This window comes from Roseovarius halophilus (ex Wu et al. 2025) (assembly GCF_047086965.1).
In genome coordinates, this window is the sequence record NZ_JBKOTX010000026.1 from 1 (window position 1) to 20,804 (window position 20,804).

Genomic DNA, 20,804 nt, shown 5'->3' on the forward strand with positions numbered 1-20,804 from the left:
CTTCGCATCCCCGTACTCCGCCCGAAGCGCCATCAGACCCGGCATCTCCGTCTCGGCAATGTCAAGCTCCCGACGGCCGAAATCCGAAAGCGAGATGTCGCGGATCGCGCAATCCTCGGGTGTCAGTGTTTCTGGTTTATTCATTGTTGTCGTCCTCCGACTTTGTCTTGTTTCACTCGGCCGCGGCAGTCGCACCGAAAGTGCGTGCCAGTTCGTCGGCCAAGTCTGTTTTCTCCCACGAGAAGCCGCCATCGGTCCCGGGTTCGCGGCCGAAATGGCCATAGGCCGCGGTCCGCGCATAGATGGGCTTGAGCAGGTCGAGATGCTCGCGGATGCCGCGCGGGGTCAGGCGGACCATTTCGCGCAGCGTGGAGGCGAGTTTCTCCTCGTCCACGCGACCGGTGCCCAGCGTGTTGACGTAGACGGCAACCGGTTCCGGCACGCCGATGGCGTAGGCCAGCTGGATCTGGCACTTGTCGGCGAGGCCCGCGGCCACGACGTTCTTGGCGAGGTACCGCGAAACGTAGGCGGCCGAGCGGTCAACCTTCGTCGGGTCCTTGCCCGAGAACGCACCGCCGCCATGGGGCGCCGCGCCGCCATAGGTGTCGACGATGATCTTGCGGCCCGTCAGCCCGGCGTCGCCGTCCGGCCCGCCGATCACGAAGTTGCCCGTGGGGTTCACGATCAGCTTCTCGTCCGGCAGTTTCCAGTCCGACGGAAAAGCCTTCTCGATGTAGGGTTTCACCATCTCGCGGACCTCGTCCTGACTGACGCCCTCGATGTGCTGTGTCGAGACGACGACGGTGTCGAGCCCGACGGGCTGGCCGTTGCGATACAGCAGGGTCACCTGGCTCTTGGCGTCGGGGCCGAACTTGGGCTGGACGCCCGATTTGCGGTCCTCGGCCATGTAGCGCAGGATCCGGTGGGAAAACTGGATCGGCGCCGGCATCAGCTCGTCTGTCTCATTGCAGGCGTAGCCGAACATGATGCCCTGGTCGCCGGCACCTTCCTCGCCCTTTTCGCCTTCGTCGACGCCCATGGCGATGTCGGTGGATTGCTCGTGCAACAGGTTCTCGACCGCGCAGGTCTTCCACGAGAACCCTTTCTGCTCATAGCCGATGTCCTTGACCGCCTGGCGGGCCAGCTCTTCGACGTGCTGGCGTACATGCTCGGGGCCGCGGACTTCGCCGGCGATGGTGACGTGGTCGGTGGTGGCCAGGGTTTCGCAGGCCACGCGCGACATCGGATCCGCTTCGAGGTAGGCATCCAGCACCGCGTCCGAAATCCGGTCGCACACCTTGTCGGGGTGCCCCTCGGACACGGACTCACTGGTGAAAAGCCATGTTTTGTCGCTCATCTCGTTCCTCTCCTCTTTTAAGGTTTGTTTGCGCCTGACAAGTCAGGCGATCTTGCGGTCGGAGGTTTGCCCCCCGCGCTTTGACGGCGTGTAGCCCAGGCTCGGGGCAAGCCACGTTTCGACCTCTTCGATCGACATGTCCTTCCGGGCCGCGTAGTCGGCCACCTGATCCGCGCCGATCCGGCCGATGCCGAAATAGCGCGCCTCGGGGTGGGCGAAATAGAAGCCCGAGACCGCCGCGGCGGGCCACATCGCGCAACTTTCGGTCAGTTCGAGCCCGGTATGCGCGGTGGCGTCGAGCATGTCGAAAAGGCTCCGCTTTTCGGTGTGGTCCGGACAGGCCGGATACCCCGGGGCGGGGCGAATACCATGGTACCCTTCACGGATCAGGTCGTCGTTGGAAAGCGCCTCGTCGGGCGCGTATCCCCACAGCTGCCGGCGCACGCGCTCGTGCAGCGCCTCGGCGAACGCTTCGGCGATACGGTCGCCAAGGGCCTGCACGAGGATGGAGTCGTAGTCGTTCTCCTCGGCCTTGAAACGGTCGGATATGTCGTGAACCTGCGGCCCGGCGGTGACGGCGAAACCGCCGATCCAGTCGGGCTTTCCCGTCGGCGCGATGAAATCCGCAAGGCTCATGTTGGGCTTGTCACCCGATTTCATGGCCTGCTGGCGCAGTTGCGGCAGGCGCAGCGCCTCGGATTTGCGGGTCTCGTCCTGCCAGACGATGATATCGTCGCCATCACGGTTTGCCGGCCAGAAGCCGACGACACCGCGCGGCTGGAACCAGTTTTCCCGCTCGATCCGGTCAAGCATGTCCTGCGCACGGTCATAGAGTTCGCGCGCCGTTTCACCCTTGTCCGGATCGTCGAGGATATCCGGGAAGCGGCCGCGCATCTCCCACGTCGCGAAGAACGGTGTCCAGTCGATGTAATCGCGCAGTTCGGCCACGGGCATGTCGTCGATGCGCGTCAGGCCCGGAGTCTGCGGGGCCGGCGGAGTGTACCCGTCCCAGTCCGCGTCATATGCGCGGGCCCGCGACTCGGTGATGGGCATGGTCTTGCGCTCGGTGGTCTTGGCCGCACCGTCGCGCATCGTGACCTGATCGCCGCGCACCTCGTCGAGGTAGTCGCCCGACGTTTTCGACAGCAGGCGCGACACGACCCCGACGGCCTTGGAGGCGTCATCGACGTGGATCACGCCATTCTCGTATTCAGGCGCGATCTTCAGAGCTGTATGCTTCTTGGACGTGGTTGCGCCACCGATCAGCAGCGGTATGTCGAAATCCTGCCGGGTCATTTCGCCGGCCACCTCTACCATCCGGTCGAGCGAGGGCGTGATCAGCCCCGACAACCCGATGATATCCGCCTTTTCCTCCTTGGCCTTGGCAAGGATGTCCTCGGTGGGGACCATGACTCCCATGTCGACGACGTCATAGTTGTTGCACTGCAGCACGACGCCGACGATGTTCTTGCCGATGTCGTGGACATCGCCCTTGACGGTGGCCATCAGCACCTTTCCCTTGGCCGAGGTGTCGCCGGCAAGGCGCTTTTCCTCTTCCATGTAGGGCAGCAGGTGCGCCACGGCCGTCTTCATGACGCGGGCCGATTTCACCACCTGCGGCAGGAACATCTTGCCCGCGCCGAACAGGTCGCCGACCACGTTCATGCCGTCCATCAGCGGCCCCTCGATCACGTCGAGCGGTTTGTCCGCGCGCTGGCGGCATTCCTCGGTGTCGTCGACCACATAATCGGTGATGCCGTGGACCAACGCGTGTTCCAGCCGCTTCTCGACCGCTTGCTCACGCCATTTCGGATCTTCCTTCTTGGACGCCTCGCCGCTGCCCTTGTATTTGTCGGCGATGTCCAGCAACCGCTCGGTCGCGTCGTCGCGGCGGTTGAACAGAACGTCCTCGACAGTGTCACGCAGTTCCTCGGGGATGTCGTCATAGACGGTGATCTGGCCCGCGTTGACGATGGCCATGTCCATGCCCAGCGGGATCGCGTGATAGAGGAAGGCCGAGTGCATCGCCTCGCGGACCGCGTTATTGCCGCGGAACGAGAACGAAACGTTCGACAGCCCGCCCGAGATATGGGTGTCGGGCATGTCCGCCTTGATCAGCTTGATCGCCTCGAAAAAGGCGTTGGCGTAATCGTTGTGCTCCTCGATGCCGGTGGCGACGGCGAAGATGTTGGGGTCGAAGATGATGTCCCACGGCTGGAAGCCCGCCTTTTCGACCAGCAGGTCATAGGAGCGCCGGCAGATCTCGAACTTGTGCTGCGCGGTTTCGGCCTGCCCGTTCTCGTCAAAGGCCATCACCACCACGGCCGCCCCGTAGCGGCGGATCGTGCGGGCCTGTTCAAGAAACGCATCCTCGCCTTCCTTGAGCGAGATGGAATTGACTACCGCGCGGCCCTGAACGCATTTCAGCCCCGCCTCGATTACCTCGAACTTGGAACTGTCCAGCATGACCGGCACCCGGGAAATGTCGGGCTCCGACGCGATCAGGTTCAGGAAAGTGATCATGGCCTGTTCGGAGTCGAGCAGCCCCTCGTCCATGTTCACGTCGATGATCTGCGCGCCGTTCTCGACCTGGTCGCGCGCCACGTCGAGGGCTGTACCGTAGTCGCCCTCCATGATCAGCTTCTTGAAGCGGGCCGAGCCGGTGACGTTCGTGCGCTCGCCGATGTTGATGAAACTGGAAACGCTGGTCATGCTGCATCCTCCGTGCTGGTGGTGCCCGGCGCCTCGAACATTTCGAGCCCTGACAGGCGCATGCGCCGCACCGTCTGAGGGATTTTGCGCGGGGTCTTGCCCGCCACCGCGTCCGCGATGGCGCGGATGTGATCGGGCGTGGTGCCGCAGCAGCCGCCGACGATGTTGACCAGCCCGGACTCGGCCCAGTCGCCCAGATGCGCGGAGGTCTCTTCCGGTGTCTCGTCATAGCCGCCCATTTCGTTGGGCAGGCCGGCATTGGGATAGGCGCTGATGCGGGTGTCGGCCACCTCGGACAGGGTGCGCACGTGCCGGCGCATCTCGTCGGCCCCCAGTGCGCAGTTCAGTCCGACCGAGAAGGGCCGGGCGTGGCTCATCGACACCCAGAAGGCCTCGGGTGTCTGGCCCGTCAGCGTGCGGCCCGACCGGTCGGTGATGGTGCCCGAGATCATCAGGGGCGGCACCGTCAGCCCCTCGTCGGCCAGGCTGTCGATGGCATAGAGCGCGGCCTTGGCGTTGAGCGTGTCGAAGATCGTCTCGACAAGGATCAGGTCGACCCCGGCCTCGATCAGGGCGCGCGCGGCCTCGCCGTAGGCGCGGGCCAGGTCGTCGAAGGTGACGGCGCGATAGCCCGGGTCGTTCACGTCAGGCGAGATACTCGCCGTTTGGTTCGTCGGCCCGATCCCGCCGGCCACCCAGCGGGGCCGCTCGGGCGTGGCCATGGCGTCGGCCGCTTCCCGCGCGAGGCGAACGGATTCGGCGTTCATTTCCTGCACCAGGTTTTCCATCCCGTAATCAGCCTGGCTGATGGCATTGGCCCCGAACGTGTTGGTGCACAGGATGTCGGCCCCGGCTTCGAGGAAATCGGTGTGAATGCGGCGGATCAGGTCCGGCTGCGTCAGGCTGAGCAGTTCGTTGTTGCCGCCCACGTCCTGCGGGTGGTCGGCGAAACGTTCCCCCCGATAGGCGGCCTCGTCCGGCTTGTCCTGCTGGATCATGGTGCCCATCGCGCCGTCAAGCACGAGGATGCGCTGCGCGGTATGGGTTTCGACAGAGCTTGCGTTGGTCATTCTTCTTGTCCTCAGGCAGCGGTCTCGGCGCGGATATCGGGCGTCAGCCCGAGTGCCCGGCAGATGGCCAGGCTGACATCCGCGCGATTGAGCGTGTAGAAATGGAACTCGGTCACGCCCGCCGCGATCAGGCGGCGGCATTGTTCCGTCGCCACGCTGGTGGCAACCATGGCGCGCGTTTCCGGCGCGTCGTCTAGACCGTCGAACATCGCTTCCATCCAGCGGGGTATAGAGGCGCCACATCCTTCCGAAAAGCGTTTCAGGCTGGCGAAGTTGGCAACGGGCATGATTCCCGGCACGATCGGGGCGTCGATGCCCGCGTTCCGGGCGCGGTCGATGAAACGCAGCACGTTATCGGTATCGAAGGCGTACTGGGTGATCGCCCGCGCCGCGCCCGCGTCGATCTTGCGTTTCAGATGCTCGACATCGCCCTGTGGACTGGCGGCTTCGGGGTGGACTTCGGGGTAGGCGGCAACCGAGATGTCGAAATCCGCGATGCGGCGCAGTCCCTCGACGAGTTCAGCCGCGTCGCGGTACCCGTCGGCCGGAACAGTTTCGCCATCGGGCAGGTCCCCGCGCAGGGCAACGATGCGGCGGATGCCGCGCGCCCAAAGTCCTTGCACCTGCGCGTCGATCTCGGCCCGCGTGGCCCCGACGCATGTCAGGTGATGCGCGACCGGCGCGCCGGCGCGTTTGCCGACCATGTCCACCACCCGGGCCGTACGGTCGCGCGTTGTCCCGCCGGCGCCGTATGTCACCGAGAAGTAGTCGGGATTTACTGCCGCGAACTGATCCACCGTTTCGCCAAGGCGCGCGATACCGGCCTCGGTCTTGGGGGGGAAAAGTTCGAAAGATATAGCCAGTGGGTGATCGGGGGATGTCCCGGTCATCTGCGGCTCTCCGTTCTTGGTTGCGTATTAAAGGTGCGGACGGGGGCGAGACGCCCCCGCCGCGCGGTTCAGCCGGGCTTGCGGAAATGCTGGACACCGAAGGCGAGATGGCCGTCATCGGCGGCCTTCACCCAGTTTTCCAGACCGACTGCCATCTTGTCGAGGTATTCGGCCGACGCGCCGTTTTCGCGCAGCTTGTTGTAATTCGCCAGAAGCTCTTCGCGGACCCGCGAATAGTGGTTGCGGAGATCCTGCACCGAATCCTCCTGTTCGACCGTCTCGAAGCCGAGCGCTTCGGCGGCTTCACGGTAGAAGCGCGGGCTGCCGAGGCTGTTGAGCTGAAGGCGGTCATAGACCGGTTGCAGCACACCTTCGGGGACGTCATCGGCTTGCATCGGATCGGTGAAGATCAGGTGCCCGCCGGGCTTGAGAACGCGCCACGCCTCTGCCAGAACCTTGTCGCGCTGGTCGGAGTGCAGGAAGGCGTCCTGGCTCCAGACAACGTCGAAGGTCTCGTCCTTTTCCGGCACGTCCTCGAACACGCCATGGCGAATGCCGATCTTGTCGGAAAGCCGTGCGGCGCGTACCTTGCCGAGGTTGTACTCGTTCTGGGTCTCGGAAATGTTCAGGCAGACGGCTTCACACCCGGTCTTGCGCACCACCGTGCGCATCGCCCCGCCGTAGCCGGCGCCGAGGTCAAGCACGCGTGTGTCGGCGGTCATCGGGGGCAGCTTGCCGATCATCGCCTCGATCGACAGGTCGCTCGCCTCGCGGATGTCCTTGGTGGTGGCGTAACGACCGATATGCAGATCCTCGCCTCCCCAGATCGTGGAGTAGAAGGTGTCGGCGTCATCGCTGTCGTAGTAATCCTCGGTGATGTCGCGGATGTCTTCCTTGCCATCCTCGCTGCTACCACCCCAGCGGACGAGGTGAAGCGAGGATTTCTCGGCGATGTGAATGAAGAAATCCGGATCGTCCTCGGCGTAGGTCTCCTGGAAGTCGCCGTAGGTGCGCACGCGTTCGAACCCCGCCTCGGACAGCAGGCGCCGCATGTAGTTCTTGCGGATCGGGCACATGTTGAGCGTGTAGGACGAGCCGTCGGGGAAGGAATAGCGCATCCGGCAGAGCCCTTCGTCGACATGGTCCGGCTCCGCCGTCACCTGGTCGCCGCAGTAGTAGTACTTGTGCTTGCTGGAGAATCCGTGATCGAGCATCGCATCGTAGTTGCGCTGATCGAGGATCAGGATACCGTCATGCTTGAGCGCCGCGTAGAATTCGGCAAGGGCGCGGCGCCTTTCCGATTCCTTGTGAAGGTGCGTGAACGAATTGCCAAGACAGACGATCGCGTCGTACTTGCCGTGGATGTCACGGTTCAGCCAGCGCCAGTCAGCCTGCGCCGTCTTGAGAATGAGCCCGCGGGACTGACCGTTCTCGAACGCCTTCGCGACCATCGACGCCGCCCCGTCCGACGCCGTGACGTCGAACCCGGCCTCGGTCAGGCGGATGGAGTGAAAGCCGGTGCCGCAGGCCACGTCGAGAACGCGTTCCTTGCCGCGGGCGCGCAGGATGTCGATGAAGAACTGGCCCTCGCTCTCGGCGCGTCCGTGCCAGTCGATCAATTCGTCCCACTTATCCACGAAGGATACGACGTATTCCTTGCGATAGTGATCTGTTTCACGGTCGGCCAGCGGGTCGTCGCTGTAGGCCTGATCCGTCATGGTCAGTTCCGCGTTGCCGCCTTTGTGATCTTTCATGTCTCTCTCCACGTCGCAATATCCGCCCCGCCGGGCGTATGGCGTCCGCCGCCGGGCGTACGGGCGGGCCGCACACTCACTGCACGGACAGCCCAATTCCATCTTCGCTGTTTCGGGCCGCTGCGCATGGTGTGGCGCGCGGCCCTGATTTACGCTTCGTCCCCGGTGCGGAATTCGCATCCGCGGCCCGGCGGTATTTCGAGGAACGAAGCACATCTTCACCGGGCATATCGCAGTTGCAGCATCAACAAACAAGGCCGAGTGTTCAAGTCCTGTATGCGACTTTTTCATAAAAATTTTTAGTTTGCCACACAATGCATCACCGGGTTGGGAAACACGCACAAGCCCGAGAGTACGCTATACGTGGGCTCTGGTGGCGCCGAGGCGGCATGTGGAACATGCCCTGTTTCCAGTTGTGATCCCGCAACTCACCGCAAAGGACACGACGCGTCAGACAAGCAGACCCAGAGGCTGCCTGTATCCCGGTCCGGAAGCTGGGTGTTTTAAATAATATAAATAAAACAATAAGTTAATAATTTGAGATAAGTTACTTCGGCCGTCGCGCACGCCAAGAGGGGCTGATTTGGCGATATTTACATCATGATGCATTGAAAATTTGCACGTTGTGAAAACGACCGATTCGATTCGGGTATTCGGGGGAAGTCGCACAGTGATCACGAGGTTTTTCGCGCAATGCGACTATACAGGGGTGTCGAATAATTTCTTACGTGTAGCTTAAAACGGATGGAGCTTTTTCATGATGTGCCAAAGGTGCCGTTACCGTTTCCGTCAGATGGCTTGTCATTTGCGCACGGCACGTATCGACTGATGGGCGACCCCCCAATACTAAGATCAAGCAAAGTGCGCCGGATCACTCGATGTCGATGCTTTGCCGCAGCGTGCCCGTCGCGCCGTCGAAGATCAGGATGCGGTCGTCGTCCGTCACGACCGCGTACCAGTCGTCGCCGCGCGTGAAAGCCGCGGGCGCCGTGCCATCGGGAAGAGTGATCCTGTCCGGCAAGGCCGGCCCGGCATCACCCGGGAACTTGGTGACAAAAACGGCCACGATGACTATGAAGCCCAGAATCATCGTGCCTGTCAGGATTGTCACCAGCAGGCGCAGGTATTTCACCATGCCCGGATCGACCGGCGTTGGCGCGGGATCGTTATCCATGGGAACTGCCCCCTTGCATTTTGTCATCACGGCAGATCCGCCGCGCCGTCTTGATAAGGCGCTTGCCCGCGATGTGCCAGAGTCCGCGTCCCTGTCGCGCACGCGCCTGGCGAACTTGATCGTCGAGGGCGCGGTGCGCGTGAACGGCAGAACGGCCGATAATCCGCGCGTGAGGGTGTCTGAAGGGGACCTGATCGAGATCGCGCTGCCCGCGCCCGTCGAGAGCCACGTCGCGCCCGAGGCGGTCCCGCTCGAGGTCGTTTACGAGGACGCGGAGCTCATCGTCATCGACAAGCCCGCTGGCATGGTTGTGCACCCCGCGCCGGGCAGCCCGGGCGGCACACTTGTCAACGCGTTGCTGCACCATTGCGGTGACAGCCTCAGCGGCGTCGGCGGCGCGCGCCGTCCCGGGATCGTGCATCGCATCGACAAGGACACCACCGGGCTACTCGTCGTGGCCAAGACAGACCGTGCGCATCAGGGTCTCGCGGCGCAGTTCGAGAGGCATACCGTGGACCGGCTTTATCGCGCTGTGGTCCATGGTGTGCCCGAGGCGAATGATCCACGCTTGCGCGGGGTGCCGGGTGTGGCGTTCGAGCCCGGCAATGTCATCCGGATCACCACGCAACTGGCCCGCCATCGCACGGACCGTCAGAAACAGGCCGTGGTGTTTGCCGGCGGACGGCGTGCCGTCACACGGGCAAGGGTCGCGGAGCGGTTCGGCCATCCCGCGGTTGCCGGGTTGCTGGATTGCTGGCTGGAAACGGGCCGAACCCACCAGATACGGGTGCATATGGCGCATGCGGGCCACGCGCTGATCGGTGATCCGGTCTATGGCGGGCGCCGAAAACTGGCCGCCAAGTCCGTTTCGGTCGCGGCAGCCGATGCCGTGCGCGAATTTTCACGGCAGGCATTGCATGCGGCCGAACTGGGGTTCGAGCATCCGGTCAGCGGCGAAAGGTTACGGTTCGCAGCCTCCTTGCCGCGGGACATGGCCGATCTTCTCGTGGCTCTGCGCGGGTAGGCGACGTGCCTTGCCGCACGGTTTCGCACAACCCCGTGAGAAGATTGACATGGGGCTCGAAAAACGCCGGAAGCAGGTTCATGGTACTTTAAACTGTTTAGTCCAGTAAGTCTTGAATGCGCGGCGAACGGTACCCAGTTAAATGTTAAACCCCTAAACATTGGGAGGGACAGGAAATGAGCAATTACGCAAATCTGCCGGCGCCATCGCCCGAAGGCGGGTTGAACCGGTACATGCAGGAAATCCGCAAGTTCCCCCTGCTGGAACCCGAGGAAGAATACATGCTGGCCAAGCGTTGGGCCGAGGAGCAGGATACCGAGGCCGCGCACAAGATGGTGACCAGCCACCTGCGGCTGGCGGCCAAGATCGCGATGGGCTATCGCGGCTACGGCCTGCCGCAGGCCGAGGTGATCTCCGAGGCCAATGTCGGCCTGATGCAGGCTGTCAAGCGCTTCGATCCTGAAAAAGGGTTCCGCCTCGCGACCTATGCCATGTGGTGGATCCGCGCCAGCATCCAGGAATACATCCTACGCAGCTGGTCGATGGTCAAGCTCGGCACGACGAGCGCGCAGAAGAAGCTTTTCTTCAACCTGCGCAAGGCGAAGGCGCGGATCGGCGCGCTGGAAGAAGGCGACCTGCACCCGGAAAAGGTCAAGCAGATCGCGACCGACCTTGGCGTGACCGAGGACGAGGTCATCAGCATGAACCGGCGCATGTCCGGCAGCGATGCCTCGCTCAATGCCACTGTCGGGCAGGAAGGCGAAGGCACGATGCAGTGGCAGGACTGGCTGGAGGATGAAGACGCCGACCAAGCTGCCGATTACGAGCGCCACGACGAATTGACGGCGCGCCGCGAATTGTTGGGCGAGGCGATGGACGTGCTCAACGAGCGCGAGCGGGACATCCTGACACAGCGCCGCCTGAACGAGGAGGCTGTCACGCTGGAGGAACTGTCGGGGCAATACGACGTGAGCCGCGAACGGATCCGCCAGATCGAGGTGCGCGCCTTCGAGAAGCTGCAGAAACGCATGCGTACGCTGGCCCAGGAAAAAGGCATGCTTGCCCCCGCCTGACGGCTTGGCAGCGGGCCGTGGTACGCGTATTTCCGGCCCGTCCAGCATTCGAGAGGGGGCGCATGGAAGAAAGTGTCACGGCCGGTGGGCGCAACGGGGCGCGGTTCTGGGTGGTTTTGGTCGTGGTTTGTGTAGCGGCGGCCTGCGCGCCGCGTCACGCGGCGATGCGCGCCGCACCGGACGCGCGCGCCACGATCCTGCCCATCCACGTGGCCACATTGCGCCATCTCGACAGGACCGGTCCCAGCTTCGGGCAGGTCCGCGGGCGCGCGCTCAACTTCTTCCGCGCCGACATCTCGGTACCGCCGACGCACAAGCCCGGCCGCATCGAGTGGCCCGAAGGCCCGCCGGACGCCGCCACCGATTTCGTTGTCACCGACACCGCGATGCAGGCGTCCCGCGCGGCTTTCGCGCGGGAAGTGTACCGCGCCGGCCCGGGGCGCGAAACGCTGGTCTTCGTGCATGGCTACAACAACACCCTGTCCGAGGCGATGTACCGGCTGGCGCAGATCCGGGCCGATTTCGACCTCGACATGCCGTCGGTTCTTTTCTCGTGGCCGTCGGCCGGCGATCCGCGTGGCTATGTCTATGACCGCGACAGCACGCTTTATGCGCGCGATGACCTTGAAACCGTTCTGGCGGGCCTGACGGCCGCACCGGGGAAAAAGGTGTTCCTGCTGGCGCATTCGATGGGCGCGCACCTCGTGATGGAAGCGCTTCGGCAGGCGGCGTTGCGCGGGGACAGGCAATTGCTCAACCGTATCAGCGGAGTGGTGCTGATGTCGCCCGACATTGATCCCGACCTGTTCCGGCGACAGGCCGAGGCGATCGGCCCGCTTCCGCAGCCCTTCATGATCTTCATCTCGCGCCAGGACCGGGCGCTGTCGCTGGCGGGGCTGCTGACGGGGCGCAAGCCCCGGCTGGGGGTGATCGATTCCCCCGGCCAGGTCGCGGGGCTGGGGGTGACGCTGGTGGATTTCACCGCGCTGGCCGACGGCGAGGGGCTCAACCATTTCGTCCCGGTCACCTCGCCGGCCGCGATCACCGTGATCAACGGGATGATCGAGCAAGCCACGCGCGGCGCCCGCGCGTTCGAACGATTCATGGTGCTCAAGGCGCCGGCCGAGGAGTTTTGACGCCCCGGGCCCCGGCGCGCTATGGTAACGGAAAAGGAGGCCGGCATGGCAGGCGGATGGGCGCGAGACGGCGCGGTGAGCGAACAGATCGAGGCGTCGATCAAGGATGAACTGAAGCGCATGCAGGCGCAGACGCGCCCGGTGGGCGAGAGCCTGACGCATTGCGCCGATTGCGAGGAACCCATCCCGCAGGCCCGGCGCGAGGCCCTGCCCGGCGTGAAGCTGTGCATCGACTGCCAACAGGAACGCGACGGCGCGTCGCGGGCGCGCGGCGGGATCAACCGCCGCGGCTCGAAGGACAGCCAGTTGAAGTGAGCGGGCAGGGGCGCTGCCCCTCTTGGCCTGCGGCCAATTCACCCCGGGGTAATTTTCCCGAGAAGAAGCCGCCCTTCGTTTTCCGGCCCGGGCCTGTGGGACGGGCGTGCAGCAGCGCCGGTGAGCGCGTCACTCCTCCATCGCCTCCAGTTCGTCGATCATGCCCTCGATCATGCTCAGCCCCTTGTCCCAGAAAGCCGGGTCCGAGGCGTCGAGGCTGAAGGGCGCCAGCAGTTCCTTGTGATGCTTGGCGCCACCCGCGCGCAGCATGTCGAAATACTTGTCCCGGAAGCCGTCGGGGTTTTCCTCGTACACCGCGTAGAGCGCGTTCACCAGCCCGTCGCCGAAGGCATAGGCGTAGACGTAGAAGGGCGAGTGCACGAAGTGCGGGATGTAGGCCCAGAAGGTCTCATAGCCGTCCATGAACTCGAAGGCGGGCCCGAGGCTCTCGCCCTGAACGCTCATCCAGAGCGCGTTGATGTTATCGGGCGTCAGCTCTCCGCCCCGGCGCGCCGCGTGCAGCTTGCACTCGAAGTCGTAAAAGGCGATCTGCCGCACGACGGTGTTGATCATGTCCTCGACCTTGCCGGCCAGAAGCACCTTGCGTTCCTGGGCGTCGGCGGCGTTGTCGAGCATCCGGCGGAACGTGAGCATCTCGCCGAAGACACTGGCGGTTTCCGCCAGCGTGAGCGGCGTGGCGGACAGCAGCTCGCCCTGGCCGGCGGCGAGCCGCTGGTGCACGCCGTGGCCCAGTTCATGGGCCAGCGTCATCACGTCGCGCGGCTTGCCGAGATAATTGAGCAGGACGTAGGGATGCACGTCGGTGACGGTGGGGTGGGCGAAGGCACCCGGTGATTTGCCGGGTTTTACGCCCGCGTCGATCCAGCCGCGGTCGAAGAAGGGTTCCGCGAGCTCGCCCATGCGCGGATCGAAGGCGGTATAGGCGTTCATCACCGTTTCGCGCGCTTCGGCCCAGTCCACGGTGCGGCGGTCTTCCATGGGCAGGGGGGCATTGCGGTCCCAGACCTGCAGCTTGTCGAGACCCAGCCAGCGGCGCTTGAGCTCGTAGTACCGGTGGCTGAGCCTGGGGTAGGCAGCGACAACCGCGTCGCGCAGCGCCGCGACCACCTCGGGCTCGACGTCATTGGCCAGGTGGCGGCCGGTCTGCGGCGTGGGCATGCCGCGCCAGCGGTCGATCACCTCCTTTTCCTTGGCGCAGGTGTTGTGGACCCGCGCGAAGGTGCGGACGTTCTCGCCGAAGACGCGGGCAAGGGCGTGCGCGGCGGCCGCGCGCCGCGACCGGTCCTGCTCGGTGAGCAGGTTGAGCGTGGCCTCGATGCCCAGTTCCTCGCCATCCACGGCGAAGGTGAGCCCGGCGATCGTTTCGTCGAAGAGCCGCTCCCACGCATCGCCCACGACGCCCATGTCGTGCAGGAATTTTTCCAGCTCGTCCGACAGCTGGTAGGGTTTCATCGCGCGGATCCGCCGGATGACGGGCGCATAGCGTGCCAGATCGGCGTTTTCCGCGTACATCCCTTTCAGCGTGTCTTCCTCCAGCCGGTTCAGTTCCAGCGTGAAGAAGACGAGCGGCGTGGTGTACTCGGTGATCTTTTCCTGGCAATCGGAGAGGAACTTGGCCCGCCCGCCGTCGGTGGTGCATTGCTGATAGCGCAACCCGGCAAACGACATGATGCGCCCGGCGATATTGCTGATCCTTTCGTCACGGCGGATGCAGTCGAGCAGCGCCGTGGCGTCAAGATCGGCCAGCCGGCCCTCGTAGTCGCGGGCGAAATCGGCACATGCCTTTTCCAGCCAGTCGAGGTCGCGCTTGAGTTCCGGCGCGTCCTCGCCCGCGTAGAGATCGCTCAGATCCCATTCCGGCAGGTCGCCGAGGTTGTCACTGCCGGCGGTGGCGTTCGCGTCGAAGGCGGGGCGGATAGCATGGTGCATGAAAACCTCTCTTGCAACTCTGTTCCATGCACATAAGTCTACCGCCCTGCCGGGATCAAGACCGGCGCGACCGATTGCAAAGGGGGCGGTGGATGGCCGAAAGCAGCCCGCGGCAGGACCTGTGCGCCGGGCCGGTCCTGGTTTTCAACGGGTGGCGGCCGGGGCGGACCTCGCTTGCGGCTTTGGTCGTGCGGCCCGAGGGCGCCGAGCCCGGGCCGCTCTCGGCGGCGGGCGGCGAGGTGCCGCCCGAGCGGCTGGCCATGGCGGGCGGTCTCACGGCATGGCGTTACCTGTTCGATTTGCCGGATGACCGGATGGCCTCCTACGCGCTGGAGGGGCAGCGATACGAGGTCGCGGCCGATCTGACCGGGGACCTGAGGATCGGGTACGTATCCTGCAACGGCGAGGAACACGGGGACATCCGGCGCGACCCGGGGGAGCGCAATGCCATGTGGTGCCGGCTGGCCGAGGAGCATGGGGTGGCGCCGCTCAACCTGCTGCTGCACGGTGGCGACCAGATTTACGCGGACGAGGTGACGCAGGCCCATGCACTGACCCGTGGCTGGCCGGACGACGTGCCGCTGCACCCTGATGGCGCGACACTGCGCGGGGCGCGCGAGGCGCTGCGCGCCGCGTTCTTCCGCCGCTACACCGCGCTCTATGCCCTGCCCGGGTTTGCTGATCTTGCTGCGCGTGTGCCCTCGCTGGCCATGTGGGATGATCACGACATCTGTGATGGCTGGGGTTCCCTGCCCGGGGGTGTCTGCGACAGCGAGGCGGGACAGGTGCTGTTCGGCGCGGCGCGCGAGGCGTTCCTCGTTTTCCAGCAGGGCGCCGCGCCTGATCGGCTGCCTGATGGTGCGGGGGGTGGCAGCACGCTGGGCCGGCGAGCCGATCTGCCCGGGCTGTCGGTGCTGGCGCCCGACCTGCGGTCGGAACGGCGGCGCGACAGGATCATGGGGCCGCAGGGCTGGCGGCGGTTCGAGAACTGGCTGTCGGGCGGTGACCTGCCGCGGCGGGTTTTGCTGATGTCGAGCGTGCCGCTGCTGGGGCCGCGCCTGTCCTTGCTGGAACGGGTCATGCTGCTGACGAACCGCATGGAAAAATACGAGGACGACCTGCGCGACCAGTGGCAGAGCCGGGCGCATCGACGGGAATGGCAGCGGATGCTCAAGGAGGTACTGGCGATCCACGAGACCGGCAAGACGCGTATCACGGCGCTGTCGGGCGAGATTCACCTGGCTACGCATGCCACGATGGCGGCGCGGGGCGCACCCGTGCACCAGCTTGTCGCGTCGGGCATCGCGCATCGCGCGCCGCCCCGGGAATGGGCCTGGGTTCTGGACGCGCTGGCGCGTTTCGGTGAGGCGCCGCTGCCGGAGCATCCCGTGCGGCTGCACGCCTTGCCGGGCCGGCGTGGTATCTACACGGCCGAACGGAATTTCCTGCTGCTGGAGCGTCACGGGGACGAATGGCGCGCGGCGTGGGAACTTGAAAAATCCGGGCGCACGGGGTGGCTGCCGATCTGACCGCGCGTATCAGCCGTAATGTTCAAGCATGTCCTGAAGGTCGGCCAGCGTGTTGGCCTCGGCGGGCGCCTTGTCATGGCGCCAGCGTTTCATGCGCGGAAATCGCAGGGCGACACCGGATTTGTGCCGGGGGCTTTCGTGGATGCCCTCGAACGCGATCTCGAAAACATGCTCGGGCCGCACCTGCCGGACGGGGCCGAAGCGTTGCAGCGTGTTCTTGCGGACCCAGGCGGTGATGTTGCGGAACTCGGCGTCTGTCAGGCCCGAATAGGCCTTCGTGAACGGCACGAGTTCTTCCCCGTGCCAGACTGCGAAAGTGAAATCGGTGAAAAGGTTCGCGCGCCGCCCGTGCCCCTGCTGGGCATAGATCATCACCGCGTCCAGCGTCAGGGGGGCGAGCTTCCATTTCCACCAGTCACCCTTCTTGCGGCCGGCATGGTAGGGGCTGTCGGCACGTTTGAGCATCAGCCCCTCGGCCCGGTTGTCGCGCGCCGCGGCCCGGGTTCGCGCAAGACTGGGCCAGTCATCGAACGCGATCAGGGGGGAGCGGCGGACCGGCGCGTCGTCGGGCAGGTCCGCGAGCATCCGGTCGAGCGCGACGCGCCGTGTGGCAAACGGGCTTGCGCGCAGGTCGGCGCTGTTTTCTTCCAGCAGGTCATAGGCCAGCAGGATCACCGGCGCCTCGTGCAGCAGCTTCCGGGGCACCATCTTGCGCCCGATGCGCTTTTGTAACGCGTTGAAAGGCAGTGGTCGCGTTCCGTCCCAGGCGACGATTTCGCCATCGAGAACCGTGCCGGGCGGGATGAAGTCGCGCGCGCGGGCCAGTTCGGGAAAGCGGTCGGTCATCAGGTCTTCCCCGCGCGACCAGACGAAATGCGACCCGCCCCGCACGATGAGCTGGCCGCGGATGCCGTCCCATTTCCACTCCGCGCGCCAGTCTGACGGCGCGCCCAACGTCTCGGGCGGGGTATCGTCCAGACCGTGCGCAAGACAGAATGGATAGGGCCGCGACAGGTTCGTGCCGGCGTCGGGCGACTCGATCAGGGCGCGGTAACTGGTGCTGTCCGGTGTCCAGTCGCCCATCAGGCGATGTGCCAGCTCGGCCTCTTCCCGGCCCGTTGCCTGCGCCAGCGCGCGGGTCATCAGTTTGCGGCTGACGCCGACGCGGAAACCACCGGTAAGCAACTTGTTGAAAACCAGCCGTTCCTGCGCGTCCAGCCGGCTCCACGCGTCAAGGATGGCCGCGCGCCGCGCGTCGTCCTCGGCCCCTTCCAGCGCGCGAAGCCGCGCGATCCACGTGGCAAGATTGTCGTCGTGGCTCTCGGTCGGTGGCGGCAGGACAAGCGCGATCGTCTCGGCCAGGTCGCCGACGATGGAATAGCTTTCCTCGAACAGCCAGAGCGGGATCCCCGCACGCTCGGCCGCCCATTCCCGCAACCTGGTCGTGGTGATCGCCCTGCGCGGCCGGCGCCCCGAGAACAGCGCGATCGTCCACAGCTTGTCCGCCTCGGGGGCCTCGTGGAAATACCGGGCCAGCGCGGTTGTCTTGGTACCCGTCTTGGTGGTCTGGTCGATGGTGGTATAGAGCGCGGCGAAGCGTTTCATGACGCCTCCCCGCTGTCGAGCGTCTCGCCCGTGAACTCGGTCGTCACGATGCTTGCGTGATGCCCGCAAGAGTTCAGCCATTGCGCGAAGACATCAGTATAACCGTGCGTAACATATATATTTTCGGCGCCCGTGTCCTTGATTGCGCTGTTCAGTCCGGCCCAGTCCGCGTGGTCGGATATGACGAAGCCGCGATCAACGCCACGGCGCCGTCGAACCCCGCGTAGCCGCATCCAGCCCGAGGCAAACCCTGTCGAGGCCGGGCGGAACCGGCGCGCCCAACTGCTGCCAAGCGCGCCGGGTGGTGCGAGGATCAGCGCGCCCGGGTGGGCGCTTGCGTCGGTGTCGGGCGTGACATGGGTGGTTGCCGGCAGGCGCAACCCCTGTGCGCGCAGCACGCCGTTCGTATTCTCCACGGCGCCGTGCGTCAGGATCGGCCCGATTGACGGATCGAGCAGCGACAGCACGCGTTGCGCCTTGCCAAGCGCGTAGGCCCCCAGCAGGCTGAACCGGCCCTCGGCGGCGTTTGCGGCCCACCACGTGTTGAGGTCGCGCGCGACCTGCGCCTCGTCCGGCCATGTGAACACGGGCAGGCCGAAGGTGCATTCGGTGATGAAGCTGTGGCAGCGCACGGGCTCGAACGGTTCCGACAGGGCGTCCGCGTCGGTCTTGTAGTCCCCGGAAACGACCCAGACCTCGCCGCCCACCTCGATGCGGATCTGGGCCGAGCCGGGCACGTGGCCGGCCGGGTGGAACGACACGCTGGCGCCGCCGATCCGGCACGGCTCGCCATAGCGCAGCGTGTCAAGCGCGATGTCGCCCAGCCGATGGCGCAACACGGGGGCGGCGGCGTCGGTCGCCATGTAGCGCGCGTGGCCCGGTCGCGCGTGATCGGCGTGGCCATGCGTGATCAGGGCGCGGTCCACGGGCTGCCAAGGGTCGACGTGAAAGTCGCCTGCAGGGCAATAGATGCCGCGCGGTGTGAATTCCAAGACCATTGCCCGAGGATAGCCCGGCCCTGCCCGGTGGCCAGCCCCTTGCGGATGATGGCGGTGCCGTTATTGTGGCGGTGATTTCAGCTTGGGGGGCGACATGCGATTTGTCAGATACGGGGAACCGGGGCAGGAAGCGCCGGGAATGCTGGATGCCGACGGGCAGGTGCGTGACCTGCGGGGCATCGTGCCCGACATTGCCGGCCCGGTTCTGGAAGAGTTGCCGCGCGTCGATCCCGAGGGGCTGCCGCTGGTCGACCCGGCAACGCGGCTTGGCCCGCCCGTGGGGCAGGTGGGCAAGTTCATCGGTATCGGGCTCAACTATTCGGACCACGCCGCGGAAACCGGCATGGAGCCGCCGGAACATCCCATCGTCTTCATGAAGGCCACGTCCTCGATCGTCGGGCCGAACGATGACGTCTGCCTGCCGCGTGATTCGCGGCATTCCGACTGGGAGGTCGAGCTGGGCGTCGTGATCGGCAAGCCTGCGAAATACGTGACCGAGGCCGAGGCGCTGGACCACGTGGCCGGATATTGCATCGTCAACGACGTGTCCGAACGCAAGTTCCAGTCCAAGCTGTCGGGCCAGTGGACAAAGGGCAAGAGTTGCGACACGTTCGGCCCTGTTGGCCCTTGGCTTGTCACGCCCGAGATGGCCGCTGACCCGCGGGACATGCACCTGACGCTGGACGTCAACGGCGAGCGCATGCAGACCGGGCATACCGGCACAATGATCTTCACGGTGGCTCAGATCATCGCCCATCTGAGCAGCATCATGAGCCTGCAACCGGGCGACATCATCGCCACCGGCACGCCGCCGGGCGTCGGCATGGGGCGGGACCCTAAGCGCTTCCTCGACGCTGGCGATGTGATGACGCTGGAGGTGTCGGGCCTTGGCCGTCAGTGCCAGACCGTTCGTCGCGACGGCTAGGGGTGTCGGCTTTACCATCGAAGAAATCACAGATTGACCGCGCGATGGCATCGCGTGTCGCGGCGTCCTCCATCAGCACCTCGTGGCGGCCGGCGTTGATCGTTTCCAGCTTTCCGCCCGGCCAGCGCGCCATGCGCTCATGGATGCGGCCGACATCCACGATTTCCTCCGCGTCGCCCACGAGCGTCAGGCAGGGCAGGGGCGGCGACGGCTTCCGCCGGAGCGCCCGGCATTCGCTGAGCGCCTCGTGCAGCCAACGCAGGCTGGGGCCCCCTAGGCCCAGTTCCGGATGCGCTTCGAGGTGGCGGATCATGTGGTCGTACATGTCCCTGTCACGGGTCAGCTTGTTGGTCTCGAACGGCTCGGACAACACGTAACTTTCCGGCTCCGTGCCCGGCGCGTAGGCGTGGCCCATGCCGATCTTGCGGCTGCTCCATGACAGCGACCACGCCACGGGGCGCAGCGCGTCGGCCATCTGGATGCCCCACATCGGCCCGGAAAAGACACAGGCGGCGACGGGCAGGCCCTCCATCACCGCGCGCAGGCCGATGCAGCCGCCCATCGAATGTGCCAACAGGTAGAACGGGCGCGGCAGGTCGAGCACCTCCGCCGCGTCGAGCAAGGCGGCGACATCGCTTTGGTAGTCTTGGAAGGCATGTACGTGGCCCACCATCGGATCGTCCAGCATCCTGTCGGCAAGCCCTTGTCCGCGCCAGTCAATGGCGATCGTGGCAAAGCCGCAAGCCGCGAGGTCAGCGGCCGTGCGCCCGTATTTCTCCGCGTATTCCGAGCGTCCCGGAAACAGCAGGATCGTGCCCTTCTCGGCTTGCCGGGCCCAGGCAGCGATGCGTACACGCATGCCATCGCGTGCGGTCAGCCACCATGCATTTCCATCGTCCGGACCCTCTGCAATGTCGTCGAAGAAGGGCGCGCGTTCCATCAGCCCAGAACGCTGCCCAGTTTCATGGCGAGTCCCATGTCGCCGTCAACCGAAAGCTTGCCGCTCATGAAGGCGGCAGTCGGGTCGAGGTCGCCCTCGAGGATGGCCTGAAAGGTGTCGGCGTCCGCGCTCAGCGTCACGTCGGCATCGCCATCCTCGGCGCGGGCGCCGTTGCCGTCCACCATGATCGCGCCCTCGCCGTCGATCATGAACTTGGCCGACCCATCGAAACCATCGCCACCCATCTTGTCGTTCAGTGCCGCCACGGCGGATGTGACCACGTCACTCATCAGCGTCTCCTCCAGCATTTTGAAACGCCGGGGTTTGATTTCCGGCGCGTTGAGATACACTC

The 20,804-nt window shown here is 65.2% G+C and carries 18 protein-coding genes; 6 read left to right on the forward strand and 12 right to left on the reverse strand.

Going from position 1 to position 20,804, the window contains the following annotated elements:
- The 7 genes from ACH107_RS07495 to ACH107_RS07525 form a co-directional block, all read right to left on the reverse strand.
- Nucleotides 1–144 (reverse strand): adenosylhomocysteinase (locus ACH107_RS07495; protein ID WP_412505337.1); only part of this gene is annotated, 144 nt, incomplete at its 3' end.
- A 28-nt stretch (nucleotides 145–172) separates the two neighbouring features.
- Nucleotides 173–1,357, reverse strand: coding sequence for a methionine adenosyltransferase (metK, locus tag ACH107_RS07500; protein WP_412505293.1), 1,185 nt, complete (start codon nucleotides 1,355–1,357; stop codon nucleotides 173–175).
- A 42-nt stretch (nucleotides 1,358–1,399) separates the two neighbouring features.
- Complete coding sequence (metH, locus tag ACH107_RS07505; protein ID WP_412505294.1) at nucleotides 1,400–4,069, reverse strand: methionine synthase; 2,670 nt, start codon at nucleotides 4,067–4,069, stop codon at nucleotides 1,400–1,402.
- Nucleotides 4,066–5,139: a homocysteine S-methyltransferase family protein gene (locus ACH107_RS07510; RefSeq protein WP_412505295.1), complete on the reverse strand. Its 1,074-nt coding sequence runs from the start codon at nucleotides 5,137–5,139 to the stop codon at nucleotides 4,066–4,068. Before ACH107_RS07510 ends, metH begins: the two co-directional genes overlap by 4 nt.
- A gap of 11 nt (nucleotides 5,140–5,150) precedes the next feature.
- The gene (gene metF / locus ACH107_RS07515) at nucleotides 5,151–6,029 is read right to left on the reverse strand and encodes a methylenetetrahydrofolate reductase [NAD(P)H] (protein WP_412505296.1); all 879 of its coding nucleotides are present in this window, start codon (nucleotides 6,027–6,029) and stop codon (nucleotides 5,151–5,153) included.
- A 68-nt stretch (nucleotides 6,030–6,097) separates the two neighbouring features.
- The gene (locus tag ACH107_RS07520) at nucleotides 6,098–7,783 is read right to left on the reverse strand and encodes a methyltransferase domain-containing protein (protein ID WP_412505297.1); all 1,686 of its coding nucleotides are present in this window, start codon (nucleotides 7,781–7,783) and stop codon (nucleotides 6,098–6,100) included.
- An 871-nt stretch (nucleotides 7,784–8,654) separates the two neighbouring features.
- Nucleotides 8,655–8,957 (reverse strand): DUF6476 family protein, encoded by a 303-nt coding sequence (locus ACH107_RS07525; RefSeq protein ID WP_412505298.1) that lies wholly within the window; start codon nucleotides 8,955–8,957, stop codon nucleotides 8,655–8,657.
- Here ACH107_RS07525 and ACH107_RS07530 point away from each other — a divergent pair.
- The 4 genes from ACH107_RS07530 (at nucleotide 8,956) to ACH107_RS07545 (ending at nucleotide 12,505) form a co-directional block, all read left to right on the forward strand.
- Nucleotides 8,956–9,981, forward strand: coding sequence for an RluA family pseudouridine synthase (locus tag ACH107_RS07530; RefSeq protein WP_412505299.1), 1,026 nt, complete (start codon nucleotides 8,956–8,958; stop codon nucleotides 9,979–9,981). The two genes, ACH107_RS07525 and ACH107_RS07530, sit on opposite strands and share 2 nt — an antisense overlap.
- A 176-nt stretch (nucleotides 9,982–10,157) precedes the next feature.
- Nucleotides 10,158–11,054, forward strand: coding sequence for an RNA polymerase sigma factor RpoH (gene rpoH, locus ACH107_RS07535; protein ID WP_412505300.1), 897 nt, complete (start codon nucleotides 10,158–10,160; stop codon nucleotides 11,052–11,054).
- Nucleotides 11,055–11,116: 62 nt separating this feature from the next.
- Nucleotides 11,117–12,190: an alpha/beta hydrolase gene (locus tag ACH107_RS07540; RefSeq protein ID WP_412505301.1), complete on the forward strand. Its 1,074-nt coding sequence runs from the start codon at nucleotides 11,117–11,119 to the stop codon at nucleotides 12,188–12,190.
- A 45-nt stretch (nucleotides 12,191–12,235) separates the two neighbouring features.
- Entirely contained in the window at nucleotides 12,236–12,505 is a 270-nt protein-coding gene (locus tag ACH107_RS07545) for a DksA/TraR family C4-type zinc finger protein (RefSeq protein WP_412505302.1), read from the forward strand.
- 129 nt (nucleotides 12,506–12,634) lie between these two features.
- On the opposite strand, the gene ACH107_RS07550 is transcribed toward ACH107_RS07545, so the two are convergent.
- Complete coding sequence (locus ACH107_RS07550) at nucleotides 12,635–14,455, reverse strand: M3 family oligoendopeptidase (RefSeq protein WP_412505303.1); 1,821 nt, start codon at nucleotides 14,453–14,455, stop codon at nucleotides 12,635–12,637.
- A gap of 92 nt (nucleotides 14,456–14,547) precedes the next feature.
- Here ACH107_RS07550 and ACH107_RS07555 point away from each other — a divergent pair, with 92 nt between their 5' ends.
- Nucleotides 14,548–15,984: an alkaline phosphatase D family protein gene (locus ACH107_RS07555; protein ID WP_412505304.1), complete on the forward strand. Its 1,437-nt coding sequence runs from the start codon at nucleotides 14,548–14,550 to the stop codon at nucleotides 15,982–15,984.
- Nucleotides 15,985–15,993: 9 nt separating this feature from the next.
- On the opposite strand, the gene ACH107_RS07560 is transcribed toward ACH107_RS07555, so the two are convergent.
- Together ACH107_RS07560 and ACH107_RS07565 are read right to left on the reverse strand one after the other, a co-directional pair.
- A complete protein-coding gene (locus tag ACH107_RS07560) occupies nucleotides 15,994–17,589 on the reverse strand; it encodes an ATP-dependent DNA ligase (RefSeq protein ID WP_412505305.1) in 1,596 nt (531 codons plus the stop codon).
- Nucleotides 17,586–18,587 carry a ligase-associated DNA damage response exonuclease gene (locus ACH107_RS07565; protein WP_412505306.1) on the reverse strand — a complete coding sequence of 334 codons (1,002 nt, stop codon included), beginning with the start codon at nucleotides 18,585–18,587 and terminating at the stop codon, nucleotides 17,586–17,588. Before ACH107_RS07565 ends, ACH107_RS07560 begins: the two co-directional genes overlap by 4 nt.
- Nucleotides 18,588–18,681: 94 nt before the next feature.
- Here ACH107_RS07565 and ACH107_RS07570 point away from each other — a divergent pair, with 94 nt between their 5' ends.
- The gene (locus ACH107_RS07570) at nucleotides 18,682–19,512 is read left to right on the forward strand and encodes a fumarylacetoacetate hydrolase family protein (protein ID WP_412505307.1); all 831 of its coding nucleotides are present in this window, start codon (nucleotides 18,682–18,684) and stop codon (nucleotides 19,510–19,512) included.
- On the opposite strand, the gene ACH107_RS07575 is transcribed toward ACH107_RS07570, so the two are convergent.
- Both ACH107_RS07575 and ACH107_RS07580 read right to left on the reverse strand, forming a co-directional pair.
- Nucleotides 19,424–20,452, reverse strand: a complete 1,029-nt coding sequence (locus ACH107_RS07575; RefSeq protein WP_412505308.1) for an alpha/beta fold hydrolase — start codon at nucleotides 20,450–20,452, stop codon at nucleotides 19,424–19,426. The genes ACH107_RS07570 and ACH107_RS07575 overlap by 89 nt on opposite strands.
- On the reverse strand, nucleotides 20,452–20,742 hold the full coding sequence (locus tag ACH107_RS07580; RefSeq protein ID WP_412505309.1) for an SCP2 sterol-binding domain-containing protein: 291 nt from the start codon (nucleotides 20,740–20,742) through the stop codon (nucleotides 20,452–20,454). The genes ACH107_RS07575 and ACH107_RS07580 overlap by 1 nt, the downstream gene beginning before the upstream one ends.
- Nucleotides 20,743–20,804 lie beyond the last annotated feature (62 nt).